The sequence below is a fragment of the Bacillus sp. BHET2 genome, assembly GCF_005938125.1.
GTDB lineage: Bacteria > Bacillota > Bacilli > Bacillales > Bacillaceae_B > Rossellomorea.
Map to the genome: position 1 here is coordinate 1858825 of NZ_VCQN01000001.1, position 15819 is coordinate 1874643.

The window sequence follows — 15819 nt, forward strand, 5'->3', positions numbered from 1 at the left end:
CTGTTCAAAACAAAAAGGATAAACTCGGGGAGAATTGTGAGTTTATCCTTTCGATTAGTTGGTAATAAGATCAAGACCCTTTTGGATTTCAATTAATACATCTTCATCTGTTTCTACTGACTGCTGTTTCAATAATGCCTGTTGGGAAACTTGTCCGCCAATTTTCCCTAGTGCCCAGGCAGATGTACCGCGAATGACTGGTCGCACATCATGAGTCATCACATGAACGAGCTCATCAATGGCCGTTGTATCTTTAAAATGAGCAAGAGCGATAATGGCGTTTCTCTGAATCGGCTTCTTTCCTCTCCATGATCCTGATACATGACCGTACTTTGCTTTAAACTCACGGTTACTAATTGTTAATAGAGGCTTTAACATCGGCTTCGCAATCTCCGGGTCCGGCTCCATCTCTTCATGAAAATGAAAATCCATCCCCTTGTTTTCAGGACAAACCGTTTGGCATGTATCACAACCGTAAATTCGATTGCCGAGCTTCACACGGTATTCATCTGCAAGAAAACCCTTGGTTTGCGTCAGAAAGGCAATGCATTTCTGAGAATCAAGTTGTCCGCCTTCTATCAGTGCTCCCGTTGGACATACATCCACGCATTTATTGCATGTACCACATTGATCCTCCATCGGTGAATCAGGGGCAAATGGAAGGTTTGTTACCATTTCTCCCAAATAAACATAAGATCCGAATTCAGGTGTGATAATGGAACAGTTCTTTCCGCTCCAGCCGATGCCTGCCCGCTCTGCCACAGCACGATCCACAAGTTCACCCGTATCCACCATCGATTTGAAACATGCTTGAGGAACTTTTGATACGATATATTCCTCAAGCTTTGAAAGACGATCACGGAGCACATGGTGATAATCCGTCCCCCAAGATGCCCGGCAAAAAATCCCCCGTCTTTCCCCCCGCTTACTCTGGGGAGCGTTCTTCATCTTTGAAGGGTAGGCGAGAGCAATGGCGATGATCGATTTAGGACCATCAAATATTAATGACGGATCGACTCGCTTTTCAATGTCCTTTTCCTCAAACCCCGATTGAAAGCCCAGCATCTCCTGGCGCAAGAGACGGTTTTTCATTTCTGAAAACGCACCTGCCGTCGTAAAACCGATCTTATCAATCCCGATTTCCTTGCTATACGCGATAATGTCCTTTTTCAATTGATCCATATCCATTGCTCTTTCCTCCTTTCTATCTCTAACAATATATTTTTAACACTTATAAATAAGCTTACGTGAAATAGCAACGTGTATTATGATAAACTATTTTAAAACAAATGTGGAGGGAAAATAAGTGGAAATCACGATTGATTCATCCATTACGAGTAAAATCCCTGATTTTAAAATTGGGTTCATCCAATACCATCATATCGAAGTCGAATCTTCTCCTCAAATGCTGAAAGGCAGACTCCAGCTGTTTCAGGAATCGATTTTCTTCGACCTTCATGATAAGAACGTAACGGAAATCGAAGGAATAGCAATCTGGAGAGACATTTTCAAAAAAACAGGAAAAGACCCGAATCGCTATCGTCATTCAGCCGAAGCACTTTTTCGTCGGGTCAAGAAGCAGAACTATCTGACGACCATTAATTCAGCGATTGACTTGAACAACTTCTTCTCCCTTCAATACGAAGTGCCAATCGGCATCTACGACAGCGCTAAGCTGACTAAAGAAAGCCTTGTATTGAAAGTCGGAGAGAATGGTCAAACCTACATAGGACTCAACGGCAGGGAAAATTCATTAGAGAATCTTATCGTCGCCTGTGACGGGGACGGACCTTTCGGAAGTCCATTTGTCGACTCAGATCGTGCACCGGTCGGCGAAGAAACCAGGAATGCCGTACAGATCATCTTTCTGAAGCCTTCCCTTTCTATAGAAGAAAGCGAAAAGCTGACGAAATCATTAATGGATATGTTCATTGGAATTCACGGCGGTGAAGGATCGTTTCAAGTAGTTGGTGGATAGACAGGTGTACAGGGTCCCCGTTTTGTCGGGATCCTGTTTTTTTTATGGTTGCTATCACATTCTTTCACGCATCTTTCTCACAGTGTACACGAAAGCCGTTTCCAATCATTTTCCATTTCATATAATGGTTAAATAGTACTGTCAAGGAGGTGAATGGAAATGGGTGAAAGAACGAATGGATTCAAGTTTCAGCTATACAGACAATTTACATTCCAGACTAACGATCGAATAGTGAGTTCCTTTTTTAATGATTTGGCGATGGAAGAGATCAACATCACAGGTTTGGTCCAAGTGAAAGAGAAAAATGGGACAAACTTTATGAAAGTGGTGGTGGGGACACCTGTAGTACAAACGACAAACGATTTAGAAACAACTCGTTGTGTACTGCGATCACTTGGGGTGAAATTTTTGGAATATGATATCATACAGGTTTATGGGTTCCCTCCTGAAACCCCGGGTATTGTCAACATCCTCTACAGTGCTCTTTGGTGCAAAGTGAAAGTGAGAGCCATTTATATTGGTGAAGACACACTCCTTTATATAGATGTAAGAGATACCGAGAAAGCCTTATGTATATTAAATCAAATCGTTGTTTAACCGCACCTCCTCTCCTTCCTTTCCAAAGGGGGACAACTTTATAACAAAATCATTTCATTTACTTTCGGCAGCCTCCGATCAACCTCATCCAAACTTCCAGTTTAATAATAAAAGAAGAGAGTCAACAAAGACTCTCTTCAATCTTACTATTTACACCCACCACATATCCGACGGATGTTCTTCAATCAGTATCGATTTCAAATTCTTCACGGCGCGGCCGAAACCTTCTTCGATTGACATGATCGGATCCTCATGCTCGATGCTTACTACATAATCGTACCCAAAGGTGCGCAGGGCACTCATCATATCGGACCATTCCTGTAGGCTGTGCCCACAACCCACAGAACGGAAGGACCAAGCTCTTGTTTGGATGCTTCCGTAAGGCTGCATATCCGTCAGACCATACATATTGACGTTATCCTGGTCGATATACGTATCTTTCGCATGGAAATGGTGAATCGCATTCTCTTTCCCCAGAATCTTGATTGCTGCAACCGGATCGATTCCTTGCCACCAAAGATGACTTGGGTCAAGATTGGCTCCGATAGCATCACACGTTTCTTCACGGAGCTTCAATAAAGTATATGGCGTGTGAACAAGAAACCCTCCGTGCAGCTCGAGACCGATTTTAACATTATGATCCTCTGCAAGTTTCCCCATCTCTTTCCAATAAGGAATTAACTTTTCTTCCCACTGCCATTTCAGAATATCCCCGTATTCGTTCGGCCACGGAGATACTGGCCAGTTCGGGTGCTTCGCTCCCTCATGGTCCCCTGCCGTCCCGGAAAAGCAATTGACAACCGAAACATTCATCAATCCGGCAAGCTTAATCGTTTTCTGAAGGGCTGCATGGGATTCTTCTGCAAAAGCTGCATCTGGTGAAATCGGATTTCCGTGACAACTGAAGGCACTAATTTCCAACCCTCTTGAGGTCACTTTCTCTAAGTATTCAATCCTCTTTTGTTCATTCTCTAAAAGAGTGTCAAGGTCGCAGTGGGCATTCCCAGGGTATCCTCCTGTTCCGATTTCCACAGCATGGAGTCCGGATTCTTTAACATAATCAAGCATTTCATCAAGGTTCTTCTGTGAAAATAATACGGTAAATACACCAAGTTTCATTTTCTACTTCCTCCTATTTCAACCGGATGCTTTGTCCGGTTTCACTGCTTTTATAGATGGCATCGATGATCACGGATACCTGCATCGCTTCTTTCGGCTTTACAATCAGCTCCTCTATCCCGAGACAGCTATTGATAAAGTTTTGTGCTTGTGGCAGACTTGGATCATCCTCTCCTGGGACCCAATCCGCTTCACTATTCAGGAGCATGCCATGCTTCATTTGATTCATTTGGAAAGGAAATAGATCAATTCCACCTGTTTCACCTGAGATACTCATGCTTTCTTCATCGCTCTTTACATTAGCGGACCATGACGTTTCGAAAAGCAAGGATGCACCGTTATCGAACCTGATATAGGCGGTCACGTGATCATCCACCTCAAAGCTTTCTTTATCATAGTCTCCCCATTGATTCACTTGTTCTGGCATTCTACTAAGCTTGTTATAGGTGGTCCCGGAAACTTCAACAGGTGTCGGGTTACCAAGAAGCCATAGTGATAGATCCAAGAAGTGACAGCCATAGTCGATCAAACTTCCACCACCTTGAAGCTCTTTATTGGTGAACACTCCCCAACCAGGAACTTTACGGCGCCTGATCGCTCTTGCTCTTGCCACGAACGGCTCTCCGATTTCATCTTCCATAATGACGCGTTTCGCTGCACGAGAGCCCTTCATGAAACGATAATGATACGCAATGGCTAGGACCTTTCCTGATTCCTCAGCCGCGTCGATCATCCTTTCGCATTCTTCCGGCGTCATTGCCATCGGTTTCTCACAAAAAACATGTAGGCCAGCTTTTAGAGCAGCAATCGTGATTTCTGCATGGAATTTATTAGGTGTGCAAATCGTTACGGCTTCGACTTGACCGAACATGTCCCGATAATCACTGAACACATGTGGAATGTTGAACGTTTCTGCCACGGTTTGTGCAGTGACAGGATTAATATCACTGATCGCTTCAATCGATACAGAGTCTGATAGTTTAATAAAAGTAGGGATATGACGGGTTTGGGCAATGCCCCCTACGCCAATCACGCCCATTCGAAGTTTGGTCATCGCTAACATTCACCTCTATGACAGTTTTACAATTCTCTTTGTTTCACTTGATTCAAGTGCGGACAAAACCACTTCTAATGATTTTTTTCCTTCTTCCCCTGTGACAGGTGGTTCTTCATTGTGTTGGATGCTGTGTACAAACTGATCGATCACCCGGGAGTTAGACTGGCCACCTTCATCATTCGTTTGAATGCCGCCAAGTTCATATTTAACTACTTCACCGGTTACATACTGGATGATAAGGGAGTTGACTGGATCGTCCTCTAAACGGAGGATCGCTTTTTCCCCATAAATAATCGTAGAGTTGTCTTCATTCGATACGTAAGACCAGCTTGCAGCAAGAGTGCCGATTGTTCCGCTCTCGGTTTTCAATACACAAACTGCCGTATCGTCCACATCGGCATTTTCCTTAGCACTTGTCTCCACAAAGGCACCGACTTCTACAAACTCTTCTCCCAGGATGTATCGTAATAGATCAGTTTTATGAACCCCAAGGTCACCCATGGCACCGATGAACGCTTCATCCTTCTTGAAGAACCAACTATCCTTGCCGTCAGCACTCCATCCCTCTGGGCCACCGTGACCGAAGGCAGATCGGAAACTATAGATTTTTCCGACTTCGCCACTTGAAATCAGCTGCTTCGCTTTTTGGTGAGAAGGGACGAAACGCTGGTTGTGGGCAATCATCAGTTTTTTTCCACTTTTCGTAGCTGCATCGATCATGGACTCCGCTTCATCCTTTGATGTCGCCATCGGTTTTTCACAGAGGACATGCTTCCCTGCGTTTAATGCATCGATGGAGATCGGTGCATGTAAATAGTTAGGCGTGCACACACTCACGGCTTCCACATCAACATTCGTCAGTAATTCCTTATAATTGGTATACGCCTTCGCTCCCACAGCATCGGCGATTTTCCACGCTCTTTCTTCCACGATGTCACATACTGCCACAACTTCAACGTTCTCATTGTTTACATATTCCGGAAGATGACGATGCTGCGCGATGCTCCCACATCCGATAATCCCTATTTTCAATCTATTCATGATTTTTTCCTCCTCTTTTCCTTTAGTTTGCTCCTTTGATTTCTTCTAGTGGTTGTGCATTTCCATATACCGGTCTTGCATGCTCTACAGGAGATGCCCATTTCACGGCATTTACAATCACTTTTTGAATATTTTCATTGTAATAGGTTGGATACGTCTCATGCCCTGGACGGAAGTAGAATACCTTCCCGTTCCCACGCTGATACGTGCACCCACTCCTGAACACTTCTCCACCTTCGAACCAGCTTACCATCACAAGCTGATCAGGGGCAGGGATGTCAAAATGCTCTCCATACATCTCCTCTTTCTCAAGCTCGATGTATTCTCCGAGTCCCGCTGTAATCGGGTGGCTTGGATCGACAATCCAGATGCGTTCCTTCTCATCGGCCTCACGCCACTTCAGATCGCAGGATGTCCCCATCAATGTTTTAAAGATCTTTGAGAAATGACCAGAATGGAGAACGATTAGCCCCATTCCATCCAGCACACGCTGCTTTACTCGTTCCACCACCTCGTCCGATACTTCCTCATGAGCGATATGACCCCACCAGACCAATACATCTGTTTTATTCAGCACATCTTCCGGTAACCCATGCTCACTTTCATCTAATGTAGCCGTTTTCACATTGAATGAAGCTTCTCCCAGGAAGGAAGCGATGGCACCATGAATTCCTTCAGGGTATACTTCTCTCACTTTTGGATTCTTCTGTTCATGACGATTTTCATTCCATACTGTAACGTTTAACATTGTAAAACCTCCAAGTTATGTGTTTGATTGTTTATGCCGGTATTCATTCGGTGTAACACCAATATGCTTCTTAAATACTTTGCTGAAATACTTTTCATTCCCATACCCTACGCCGTAAGCAACTTCATATATTTTTAGATACGAGTTTTCAAGAAGTTTCATTGCTTTTTCCATCCGGATGGTCGTGACGTAATCGGTGATCGTCGCTCCATAATCCTGCTTAAACTTACGGGATATGTATTCCCTGCTTAAGTAGAACCGATCCGCAATATCCTGAAGATTGATTTCCTCCTGATAATGTTGCTGCAGAAATTCTTCGATATGCTGCATATTGTTTTTTTCCTTTTGGTACTTTGCCTGACTGAGGGTCTCAATTAGTTCGATAAACTCTTTCGCTTTTTCCTCTTTGAATTTCCTGAAAGAAAATGAGCCATCCTCGTTCCAATAGTCCATGCCCCGGTAGAATGGTTCCTGACGCCTGATTTCATACTCTTTCAACCAATTATTCCTTAATTGTTCAAACTGATCTTCCCATATCTGTAACTGCTCGAGGGACAGAGTATGCTTTCGATCTAATTGAGAGAAAATTTCTTCCAATTGCTCCTGAACCTGATTCATGCTTCCTGAGCGAATCGCCCATTTCAATTCACTGGAGTGGTCTAATAAATGAAGGAGAGGGACTGTCAACAAATCTTTATGTGTGACAATCTTTCTCTGGTCAAGCAAGGTGTGCTTCGAATACACCTCAAGAGCAGATTTGTACGCTTCATTCACCTTCTTTGACTTCTTACCGAGTGCCATGACCATGAAGACTTTACTATATTGGTAGATTAATGAGTATATTTCTTCTAACAAATACGTCACATTTTTATCATTCCAGAAGAGAACCACCAGCTCCTCCTCTTTATTGCTATTACGAAAGCAAACTCCATCATTCTGTTTTCGCAAGAGCTCGTTGCATATATTGATAAGGGTAAAGAATGCCAGATCACGGTCCCCTTGAAAGGATTTCATTACGATCGGTTTGATGGGAAGGAGAGCAACGGTTTTTTCCAGTTTGGTAATCTCCACACCGAACTCTTTTTCAACCTTTTCTACCATCTCTGGTGTAATCCCCTCCATCGCACAAAGGCTTGAGAATAATCGATCCCAATAAAGGGGCTTTGCCTCATTCATGACTCGATTTTCCTCCACCTGATATCTCCTTGATCGTGCCTGATCATTCCATTCCTTCACCGCTTTATCCAGGGTTTCATTTAACACATCCGGTTCAATCGGTTTCAGGATATAATCGAAGCTTTTATAGAAAATCGCGTTTCTCATATATTCGAAATCATCATAGCCACTGACGACGATGGTTTTGCTCTTAAGCTCAGAGGTATGAAGCCACTTTAACAAAGTGATGCCATCTCGCTTAGGCATCCTCATGTCGGTGAAAATGATTTCTGGTCTATGCTCCGTGATCAATTGGATGGCTTCATCTCCATCTTCCGCCTCTAGAATAGTGTGAATGCCATGCTTATCCCATTCTGCTAATAAAAGTAACCCTTCACGCACATGTCTCTCGTCATCAATGATGATCGCTTTCATTTGCTTCACCTTCCATTCGGATTGGCAGCCTCATAGTGACCATAAAGCCTCCTGTTTCATGATTCTCAAGCTTCAGACTCGCCTGCTGATTATAATAGAGCTTTAATCGTACATACACATTTTTTAGACCGATGTTCGTCTCAGTCCCCGTTTTATTCCATGCATTCACGTTAAAGTGGTCTTCGATCTCCTGAAGTCTCTTATCCGTTACACCCACGCCATTATCACGGACGATCAATACCAGTTCTTCCCCATCTTGATAGCCATTCAGCCAGATACGTCCAACCCCATCACGGATATCGAAACCATGCTTGAAATAATTTTCTATCAGGGGCTGAAGGATCATCTTTGGAACCAGGGTTCCTCTCAAGTCTTCTTCTATTTCAACTTTGTATTCCAGGTTCTCCCTGAACCGCTCTTTCTGTAACAGAAGATAGGCGTTGGTGTAATTGATTTCCTTACTTAACGGAACCACATCCTCCTCCATATTCATCCCATATCTCATAATCTTAGATAGATGGGTAATCAAGGAATAGATTTGCGGTACCTTATTCTTTAACGCAATCGTCCCAATAGACTGGAGGGCATTGTAGAGAAAATGGGGATTGATTTGAGACTGGAGAACCTTTAATTGATTCGTCTTGTTCTCAAGTTCCAGTTTGTATTCCCGATTGATCAGATGATTAACCCGCTCGATCATCTGCTGAAAACGGAAGCCCAGTATGCCAATTTCATCTGCTCCGAACGACTCTGATTGAACCTTCATATTCCCTTTCTCTACCTCTTGAATATTTGCAAGCAGGATTCGGATCGGTGATGTGATTTTAAATGAAACAAACAGCGTTGCGAGCACGACAAGGGTCAAGCCAAGAACCCCGAACAAAATATTGATTTTCGCCACACTAAATGCGCTTTCATAAAGATTTGTATAAGATACCCTTTTCACGAGGAACCATCCACCGGCTGAAGCTGGAAGCTGATCGTACATCATCACACCATTGAATGAATCTTCCTTCCACTCAAGCGTTCCTGATACATCCTTTGACTCCATAATCCTCTTTATCCACTTCTGATTGTTACCATCATCTGATACGTCCCGATCTGAGCTATAAATCATTTCCCCTTCTGAAGACAGGAGGTAAAATTCCTCCGAGTCAGGATTATATAAATTCCTGCTCAGATCGATAATCTTATCTGGAGATACTTCCAGCGAGATATACGCCAGCACCTCATCTCCCGGAACGTTTCGGAATGCCCTGTGAATCGTGATGATTTCCTTCGACCGGTTAATATTCTCCTCTTCCTGACTATAGGTTGGTTCGATGTACATGTTATAAGGACTTCGTTCTGCTTTTCTGAAATATTCCCACTGTGAATCTTTTATTCTATTCGAAAATACAACGGTCGAACGTTTCGTCGCGGAAATAACCCTATCACCATCTGCAAAGGAAATGCGTACTCCATTGATCGTGTCCCCAGTGTAGAGAATCGTTTGCACAATATTCTTCACAATGCCGATCGTTAAGTAATTATTCTCCTGACTTGGTGACCTCATAAAATTAATAAAATCAGGATTATTATAGAGTGAGAGTGTCAGTCCATTGAGCTCATTGATATAGCTCTCCAGGTTCACCTTTCCCTGATAAAGGAGATTGCTGCTCTCCTCCACCACCTGCTCTTCTATCGAATTCTTCGTATACAAATATGTAATGATGATCGAACTGCCAAAGGGCACAATCGTCGTAATCATCAACAGCACAATCAACTTATTCCGAATGCTTTTCTTTAACATGAGGGACGGACCTCCCAGGTCTCACTTATACACTAGTATAAAGTGTTTTTCCCTGCTCTTGAAGGTGTTTTTTCGAAATATTTCTACTTAACTTATAAAATAGAAAGCATGCCTTTAGTAGACATGCTTTCTATTATTCTGTTTACTTCAAGTTATCCCACGTTTGTTGGAATCGCTCAAGTACAGTATCATAATCAATTTTTCCAGCTGCATATTCCTGGATTGTTGCAGCGAATTCTTTGTTCGCACCATCCGGCCATTTAAACCAAGTCCAAGGAATCGTCTTTTCATCCTTAGAGTAGTCAAGGATGGACTGTCCTAAGTCTCCAAGACCATTCGGCTCGATATTATCAAACGCAGGGATGAAGGCAAATTCTTCTGTGATATAACGCTTACCTGTTTCAGAAGATACCATCCAATCTAAGAATGTCTTCGCTTCTTCAAGGTGCTCAGAGTTCTTGTTCAGTACCCAGTTATTCGGTACACCGACAGGAAGGCGGTCTGCAGTATCATCATTGCTGACAGGAATCGGAAGGAAGCCCATGTTGATATCAGGATTGATTTCCGTAATCATGTTCTCAGTCCAGTTTCCTTGTTGAAGCATCGCTGTTTCACCAGAGGCAAATAGCGTTACTTGCGTATTGTAATCCGTCGTTAAAGGATTATCGTTTGCATATTTAAGCTCAGTGTCCAGAACCTCTTTGAACTGCTTGAACTTTTCGTTTCCTACAATTTTCTCAGATCCATCATAAAGTCCTGCGATGAACGCATCCGGATCTTCCTGTTGAGCAAAAGGAATGTTCAGTAAATGCTGGCCAATTACCCACCACTCGCCGTAACCTGCTGAGAAAGGCGTGATTTTCTTCGCTTCAAGCTTCTTTGCTGCGTCTTTCAACTCATCAATCGTTGCAGGAGGCTCAGTGATCCCTGCTTTTTCAAATAAATCTTTGTTATAAACAAATCCATAACCTTCTAAGTTAACCGGCATACCATACAGTTTGCCGTCTTCATCAGACATCGGAACTTTACCGATAGGAAGGACATGCTCTACCCATGGCTCACCAGAAAGATCCGCAAGCTTCTCTTTCCAAAGCTCTAACTCTTTGAATCCACCGTTGTTAAAAATATCAGGCTCTTCTCCCGAAGCAAATTTTGCTTTAAGGGCTGCACCGTAATCGGCACCTCCTCCTACTGTTTCCAGCTTGACCTTAATGTTAGGATGCTCTGCTTCGAATTCCTTGATCATTTCTTGTAGCTGATCGGCAATTTCAACCTTAAACTGGAAGAAATTAAGTGTTACAACATCGTCTGAACCGGAATCTCCACCAGAACTGCTTGTTTTGTCTTTAGAAGAACAACCGGCAATAATTCCAAATACTAACACCAAAGACATACAAAGTAATAAAATACGTTTCATAAATGGATTGACCTCCCTGATATAAAATATTTTATATAAATTTCTGTACCAATGATAGACCATCTCGACAGAAATTTAATATCTACTTGATTGAACCTGAAGCAATCCCTTTGATAATATGCTTCTGTAAGAATAAGAAGAAAATGACGATTGGCGTAATACCAAGAACCAACGCTGCAAGCCCCATATCCCATTGCTTCGTATACTGGGCAAAAAACGAACTTGCTGCCAGTGGAATTGTTCTTAGCTCCGAATCCTGTAAGACAAGAAGTGGCAACAGGTAATCATTCCAAATCCATAATGTGTTCAAAATGATCACGGTGACAGTGATTGGTTTCAGTAATGGGAAGACAATTCTCCAAAACACACCAAACTGACTACAGCCGTCGATCATCGCTGATTCCTCGATTTCGATCGGTACGGTTTTCACAAACCCGTGATACAAAAACAGAGAAAGTGGAACCCCGAAGCCGAAGTACATGATGATCAGTCCTGGAATGCTATTTGTAATCCCTAATGTTCCCCCGACCTTCATGAGGGGAATCATCACCGTCTGGAACGGAATCACCATGGCTGATACAAAGATGACAAATAGAATTTTACTGAACTTCCCAGGAGTACGTACCATTTTCCACGCCGCCATGGAGCTGATGATTACTAAACCAAGGTTACTAAAAACCGTGATGACCAAGGAATTCCAGAAAGCACGTGGGAAGTTGATGATCTCCCACACCTTAGCATAGTTAGAAAACATAAATTCCTTCGGCCACGCTGCCGCATCAATCAAGATCGCAGCGAATGGTTTCACCGAGTTGACCAGTACGAAGTAAAAAGGGATAAGGAAAATGAGCCCGATGACAATTCCGATAATCTCTAATACAAACGTTCTCTTCGTATAGCGATTGCCCATTACGCCTCAACCTCCTTCTTCTTCGTCACCATCACCTGAATCGTCGTAAACACGGCTACTACGACAAAGAACAGAATAGATTTCGCCGTTCCAAGTCCATAACGGTTATTCTGGAAGGCTTCTTGATAAATGTTAATCGCAACAGATTGTGTAGAGTTGAATGGCCCTCCGCCTGTTAGCGAGATGTTAAGATCGAATATCTTAAAGGCCATTGAAATCGTCAAGAAGAAACAAATCGTGAACGCCGGTAAGATCAATGGAATGATAATCTTCGTCAATAGCGTCCAGCTTGATGCCCCATCTATCCTCGCCGCTTCCAGAAGCGAATTATCCACCCCTTGCAATGCAGCCACATAGATGACCATCATGTACCCACTGATCTGCCACGCGAATACGATAACAATTCCCCAGAAAGCCGTCTTCTCATCACCCAACCACGGCATCTTAAAGAATCCGATATCCGTCATATTTCCAAGTGATGCAAATCCCTTAACAAAGATGAATTGCCAGATGAATCCGAGTAATAAACCACCAATTACGTTAGGTATAAAAAACACGGTCCGCAGAATATTTCGCGTCTTCAATGCTGCATTCAGGAGTAACGCAAACCCAAAGCCGATCAAATTACTAATGATCACAGCCGCAAACATAAACTTCGTTGTAAACATAAACGAATTAAAGAACGTCTTATCATCCGTGAAAATCTTCTTATAATTCTCAAAACCAACCCACTCCACAACCGAGCTGACACCATTCCATGAAGTAAAGGAATAATACACCCCCATCAAGAAGGGAACGATCTGAATCACTAAAAAGAATAAAAGTGCCGGTCCTACAAAGGCAGCGTACGTCAGCAAGCTCTTATACTTAAACTTCTTCTTCGTCACTGCCTTTATTTGCGCTTCTTTGCTCACTGGTCCAGTCTGAATCTTGGTTTCCACCCGTATCACCACCCCTAGATATGTAATCGCTTTCTTACATTATAATAGGAGGGCTTTCTTCATAAGGGAGACTGTATTGACAAAGAAGGTGCAATATTTTGACTATATTAGTTTAGTTCGGGGTCGGTGGTGGGTATATGAAAAGGTTGGGGTTAGTGAGAAAGTGGTCGGATGGAGGAACCGGTTGTGAATTGGTGAAACACTTTTTTTGAAAATAAATATATCATTTTTGAAAATAAAACCGTAGATTTGAAAATATATAGGTCAGAATTAAAAATATATAAGCGAAAGGCAGGCTACGGGGAACCAGATGGAGTGAAATAATGCTTATTTGGTTATGAGCATATAAAAAAAGCTTCCTCATAATGAGAAAGCTTGTCGTATGTAAGTTGGAGCGGGTGAAGGGAATCGAACCCTCATCATCAGCTTGGAAGGCTGAGGTTTTACCACTAAACTACACCCGCGAATGGTACCGGTGGCCGGGATCGAACCGGCACTCCAGAGGAACACGATTTTGAGTCGTGCGCGTCTGCCAATTCCGCCACACCGGCATTACATTTGGAGGCGGCAACCGGATTTGAACCGGTGATCAGGGTTTTGCAGACCCATGCCTTACCACTTGGCTATGCCGCCTTATTATTGGAGCGGAAGACGGGATTCGAACCCGCGACCCCCACCTTGGCAAGGTGGTGTTCTACCACTGAACTACTTCCGCACTACTGGGCTAGCTGGATTCGAACCAACGCATGTCGCAGTCAAAGTGCGATGCCTTACCGCTTGGCTATAGCCCACTGATAGTATATGTCACGGAAACTGAAAGGTGACTTTAATGGGGCGACTGATGGGAATCGAACCCACGAATGCCTGAACCACAATCAGGTGCGTTAACCACTTCGCCACAACCGCCATGATAAAATTGGCAGGGGTAGTAGGAATCGAACCCACACCAAAGGTTTTGGAGACCTTCGTTCTACCTTTAAACTATACCCCTATAAAAATAATTAGTTATTAGTGAATCCTCATGCTATTCGCTTTGAAGCATAATACTCCGCTTCGCTGCGCAAATATTAAGGAAGATTATTATACTTCGCTCACGCTCAGTAAAAAATCTTGGTGGAGGGGGGCAGATTCGAACTGCCGAACCCGAAGGAGCGGATTTACAGTCCGCCGCGTTTAGCCACTTCGCTACCCCTCCATTAAAATCACTCAGGTGGTGCCGGCAAGAGGACTTGAACCCCCAACCTACTGATTACAAGTCAGTTGCTCTACCAGTTGAGCTACACCGGCATCAAGAAATAAATGGTGGCTCAGGACGGAATCGAACCGCCGACACATGGATTTTCAGTCCATTGCTCTACCAACTGAGCTACTGAGCCATATAGTTTTCGGCTTCCGCAAAACTTCGATCGCTTCCTCGACCTTCTCGCTTATCGAAACCCTTTTCCTTTTCAAGAAACATAATATAACCAAATAAAAAATGGCGGTCCGGACGGGACTCGAACCCGCGACCTCCTGCGTGACAGGCAGGCATTCTAACCAACTGAACTACCGGACCAGAGTTTTTTGCGCTAGCAAAATAACTTTCATTACCTTGCGCCAGCAAAATAGGTTTCATTACCTCGCGTTAGCGAAAACAACTATCCATGCGTGACTCTTAACGAATTAGTAATAACCCATTATATAGAAGAATCAAAAATGGTATTGCGGGGACAGGATTTGAACCTGCGACCTTCGGGTTATGAGCCCGACGAGCTACCGAACTGCTCCACCCCGCGACGATAAGATATGTTAAGTTACACATAATAATTAAGGAAGATTATTTTACTCCGCTTACGCTTCGTAAAAAATCTTGGTGGAGGATGACGGGATCGAACCGCCGACCCTCTGCTTGTAAGGCAGATGCTCTCCCAGCTGAGCTAATCCTCCATATGTAATTATTGGTTATTTAATAACTTCCAAAAAAAGTTGGTGACCCATACGGGATTCGAACCCGTGTTACCGCCGTGAAAGGGCGGTGTCTTAACCGCTTGACCAATGGGCCTTAATAAGATGAGGTGTTATGGCGGAGAGCAAGGGATTTGAACCCTTGAGACAGCGGTAACCGTCTACACGATTTCCAATCGTGCTCCTTCGGCCACTCGGACAGCTCTCCATATAATGGCTCCGCAGGCAAGACTCGAACTTGCGACCGATCGGTTAACAGCCGATAGCTCTACCACTGAGCTACTGCGGAACGATATGCCTGGCGACGTCCTACTCTCACAGGGGGAGATCCCCCAACTACCATCGGCGCTGAAGAGCTTAACTTCCGTGTTCGGCATGGGAACGGGTGTGACCTCTTCGCCTTAGTCACCAGACTATTTCTTGTCTCTTTTTTAAGGACAAGTATTATTATATCGTGTAGATATAATTTTTCAAGGTTTTTTTATACTTTCGCATAAATTTTATTCCCTGAAAACTAGATAAAGAATTGATGTCAAGAAAGCCGAATATCGACCAGTCGTTGTTCATTTGTGGTTAAGTCCTCGATCGATTAGTATCAGTCAACTCCACATGTCGCCATGCTTCCATCTCTGACCTATCTACCTAGTCATCTTCTAGGGATCTTACTCACTTACGTGATGGGAAA

Annotated in this window: 12 protein-coding genes, 16 tRNA genes and 2 rRNA genes; 2 read left to right on the forward strand and 28 right to left on the reverse strand. The window is 43.5% G+C overall.

Annotation, left to right across the window (positions count from 1 at the left end):
- Positions 1–54 precede the first annotated feature (54 nt).
- Positions 55–1188, reverse strand: coding sequence for a tRNA epoxyqueuosine(34) reductase QueG (queG, locus tag FGG79_RS09425; RefSeq protein ID WP_138777452.1), 1134 nt, complete (start codon positions 1186–1188; stop codon positions 55–57).
- A 118-nt stretch (positions 1189–1306) separates the two neighbouring features.
- Between queG and FGG79_RS09430 the strand changes: the two genes are divergently transcribed.
- Together FGG79_RS09430 and FGG79_RS09435 are read left to right on the forward strand one after the other, a co-directional pair.
- Positions 1307–1978 (forward strand): B3/B4 domain-containing protein, encoded by a 672-nt coding sequence (locus FGG79_RS09430; protein WP_138777454.1) that lies wholly within the window; start codon positions 1307–1309, stop codon positions 1976–1978.
- A gap of 159 nt (positions 1979–2137) precedes the next feature.
- Entirely contained in the window at positions 2138–2575 is a 438-nt protein-coding gene (locus FGG79_RS09435; RefSeq protein WP_138777456.1) for a hypothetical protein, read from the forward strand.
- Positions 2576–2725: 150 nt separating this feature from the next.
- On the opposite strand, the gene FGG79_RS09440 is transcribed toward FGG79_RS09435, so the two are convergent.
- The 27 genes from FGG79_RS09440 to FGG79_RS09570 all read right to left on the reverse strand — a co-directional run.
- Positions 2726–3694: a sugar phosphate isomerase/epimerase family protein gene (locus FGG79_RS09440; protein ID WP_138777458.1), complete on the reverse strand. Its 969-nt coding sequence runs from the start codon at positions 3692–3694 to the stop codon at positions 2726–2728.
- 13 nt (positions 3695–3707) lie between these two features.
- Positions 3708–4748 carry a Gfo/Idh/MocA family protein gene (locus FGG79_RS09445; RefSeq protein ID WP_138777460.1) on the reverse strand — a complete coding sequence of 347 codons (1041 nt, stop codon included), beginning with the start codon at positions 4746–4748 and terminating at the stop codon, positions 3708–3710.
- A gap of 15 nt (positions 4749–4763) precedes the next feature.
- On the reverse strand, positions 4764–5792 hold the full coding sequence (locus FGG79_RS09450; protein ID WP_138777462.1) for a Gfo/Idh/MocA family protein: 1029 nt from the start codon (positions 5790–5792) through the stop codon (positions 4764–4766).
- Between the two features lie 22 nt (positions 5793–5814).
- Positions 5815–6540, reverse strand: coding sequence for a ThuA domain-containing protein (locus FGG79_RS09455; protein WP_138777464.1), 726 nt, complete (start codon positions 6538–6540; stop codon positions 5815–5817).
- A 15-nt stretch (positions 6541–6555) separates the two neighbouring features.
- Positions 6556–8130, reverse strand: coding sequence for a response regulator transcription factor (locus FGG79_RS09460; protein WP_138777466.1), 1575 nt, complete (start codon positions 8128–8130; stop codon positions 6556–6558).
- Positions 8111–9922, reverse strand: a complete 1812-nt coding sequence (locus FGG79_RS09465; RefSeq protein ID WP_138777468.1) for a sensor histidine kinase — start codon at positions 9920–9922, stop codon at positions 8111–8113. The genes FGG79_RS09460 and FGG79_RS09465 overlap by 20 nt, the downstream gene beginning before the upstream one ends.
- Positions 9923–10064: 142 nt before the next feature.
- On the reverse strand, positions 10065–11339 hold the full coding sequence (locus FGG79_RS09470; RefSeq protein WP_138777471.1) for an ABC transporter substrate-binding protein: 1275 nt from the start codon (positions 11337–11339) through the stop codon (positions 10065–10067).
- An 82-nt stretch (positions 11340–11421) separates the two neighbouring features.
- Positions 11422–12249: a carbohydrate ABC transporter permease gene (locus tag FGG79_RS09475; RefSeq protein WP_138777472.1), complete on the reverse strand. Its 828-nt coding sequence runs from the start codon at positions 12247–12249 to the stop codon at positions 11422–11424.
- Positions 12249–13190, reverse strand: a complete 942-nt coding sequence (locus FGG79_RS09480; RefSeq protein WP_138777474.1) for a carbohydrate ABC transporter permease — start codon at positions 13188–13190, stop codon at positions 12249–12251. Before FGG79_RS09480 ends, FGG79_RS09475 begins: the two co-directional genes overlap by 1 nt.
- 390 nt (positions 13191–13580) lie before the next feature.
- A tRNA-Gly gene (locus FGG79_RS09485) sits at positions 13581–13654 on the reverse strand.
- Between the two features lie 3 nt (positions 13655–13657).
- Positions 13658–13741 (reverse strand) — tRNA-Leu (locus FGG79_RS09490).
- A gap of 8 nt (positions 13742–13749) precedes the next feature.
- Positions 13750–13823 (reverse strand) — tRNA-Cys (locus FGG79_RS09495).
- Between the two features lie 7 nt (positions 13824–13830).
- Positions 13831–13905: transfer RNA gene (locus FGG79_RS09500), tRNA-Gly, on the reverse strand.
- A 4-nt stretch (positions 13906–13909) separates the two neighbouring features.
- Positions 13910–13981, reverse strand: a tRNA-Gln gene (locus FGG79_RS09505).
- A gap of 39 nt (positions 13982–14020) precedes the next feature.
- A tRNA-His gene (locus tag FGG79_RS09510) sits at positions 14021–14096 on the reverse strand.
- Between the two features lie 11 nt (positions 14097–14107).
- Positions 14108–14181 (reverse strand) — tRNA-Trp (locus FGG79_RS09515).
- A 120-nt stretch (positions 14182–14301) separates the two neighbouring features.
- Positions 14302–14385 (reverse strand) — tRNA-Tyr (locus FGG79_RS09520).
- A gap of 16 nt (positions 14386–14401) precedes the next feature.
- Positions 14402–14477 (reverse strand) — tRNA-Thr (locus FGG79_RS09525).
- Between the two features lie 13 nt (positions 14478–14490).
- Positions 14491–14566 (reverse strand) — tRNA-Phe (locus FGG79_RS09530).
- Positions 14567–14668: 102 nt separating this feature from the next.
- Positions 14669–14745, reverse strand: a tRNA-Asp gene (locus FGG79_RS09535).
- 146 nt (positions 14746–14891) lie between these two features.
- Positions 14892–14965, reverse strand: a tRNA-Met gene (locus FGG79_RS09540).
- Between the two features lie 75 nt (positions 14966–15040).
- Positions 15041–15116: transfer RNA gene (locus tag FGG79_RS09545), tRNA-Val, on the reverse strand.
- 40 nt (positions 15117–15156) lie between these two features.
- Positions 15157–15231: transfer RNA gene (locus FGG79_RS09550), tRNA-Glu, on the reverse strand.
- 19 nt (positions 15232–15250) lie between these two features.
- Positions 15251–15342: transfer RNA gene (locus FGG79_RS09555), tRNA-Ser, on the reverse strand.
- Between the two features lie 6 nt (positions 15343–15348).
- Positions 15349–15423 (reverse strand) — tRNA-Asn (locus tag FGG79_RS09560).
- A 7-nt stretch (positions 15424–15430) separates the two neighbouring features.
- Positions 15431–15547: ribosomal RNA gene (rrf, locus tag FGG79_RS09565) — 5S ribosomal RNA — on the reverse strand.
- 156 nt (positions 15548–15703) lie between these two features.
- A 23S ribosomal RNA gene (locus FGG79_RS09570) occupies positions 15704–15819 on the reverse strand; the annotation flags it as partial.

Coding starts and splice junctions, on each gene's coding strand:
- FGG79_RS09450 (WP_138777462.1), bottom strand. CDS start 5,792: ATGAATAGATTGAAAATAGGGATTATCGGATGTGGGAGCATCGCGCAG.
- FGG79_RS09435 (WP_138777456.1), top strand. CDS start 2,138: ATGGGTGAAAGAACGAATGGATTCAAGTTTCAGCTATACAGACAATTT.
- FGG79_RS09465 (WP_138777468.1), bottom strand. CDS start 9,922: ATGTTAAAGAAAAGCATTCGGAATAAGTTGATTGTGCTGTTGATGATT.
- FGG79_RS09460 (WP_138777466.1), bottom strand. CDS start 8,130: ATGAAAGCGATCATCATTGATGACGAGAGACATGTGCGTGAAGGGTTA.
- FGG79_RS09445 (WP_138777460.1), bottom strand. CDS start 4,748: ATGACCAAACTTCGAATGGGCGTGATTGGCGTAGGGGGCATTGCCCAA.
- queG (WP_138777452.1), bottom strand. CDS start 1,188: ATGGATATGGATCAATTGAAAAAGGACATTATCGCGTATAGCAAGGAA.
- FGG79_RS09475 (WP_138777472.1), bottom strand. CDS start 12,249: ATGGGCAATCGCTATACGAAGAGAACGTTTGTATTAGAGATTATCGGA.
- FGG79_RS09455 (WP_138777464.1), bottom strand. CDS start 6,540: ATGTTAAACGTTACAGTATGGAATGAAAATCGTCATGAACAGAAGAAT.
- FGG79_RS09470 (WP_138777471.1), bottom strand. CDS start 11,339: ATGAAACGTATTTTATTACTTTGTATGTCTTTGGTGTTAGTATTTGGA.
- FGG79_RS09440 (WP_138777458.1), bottom strand. CDS start 3,694: ATGAAACTTGGTGTATTTACCGTATTATTTTCACAGAAGAACCTTGAT.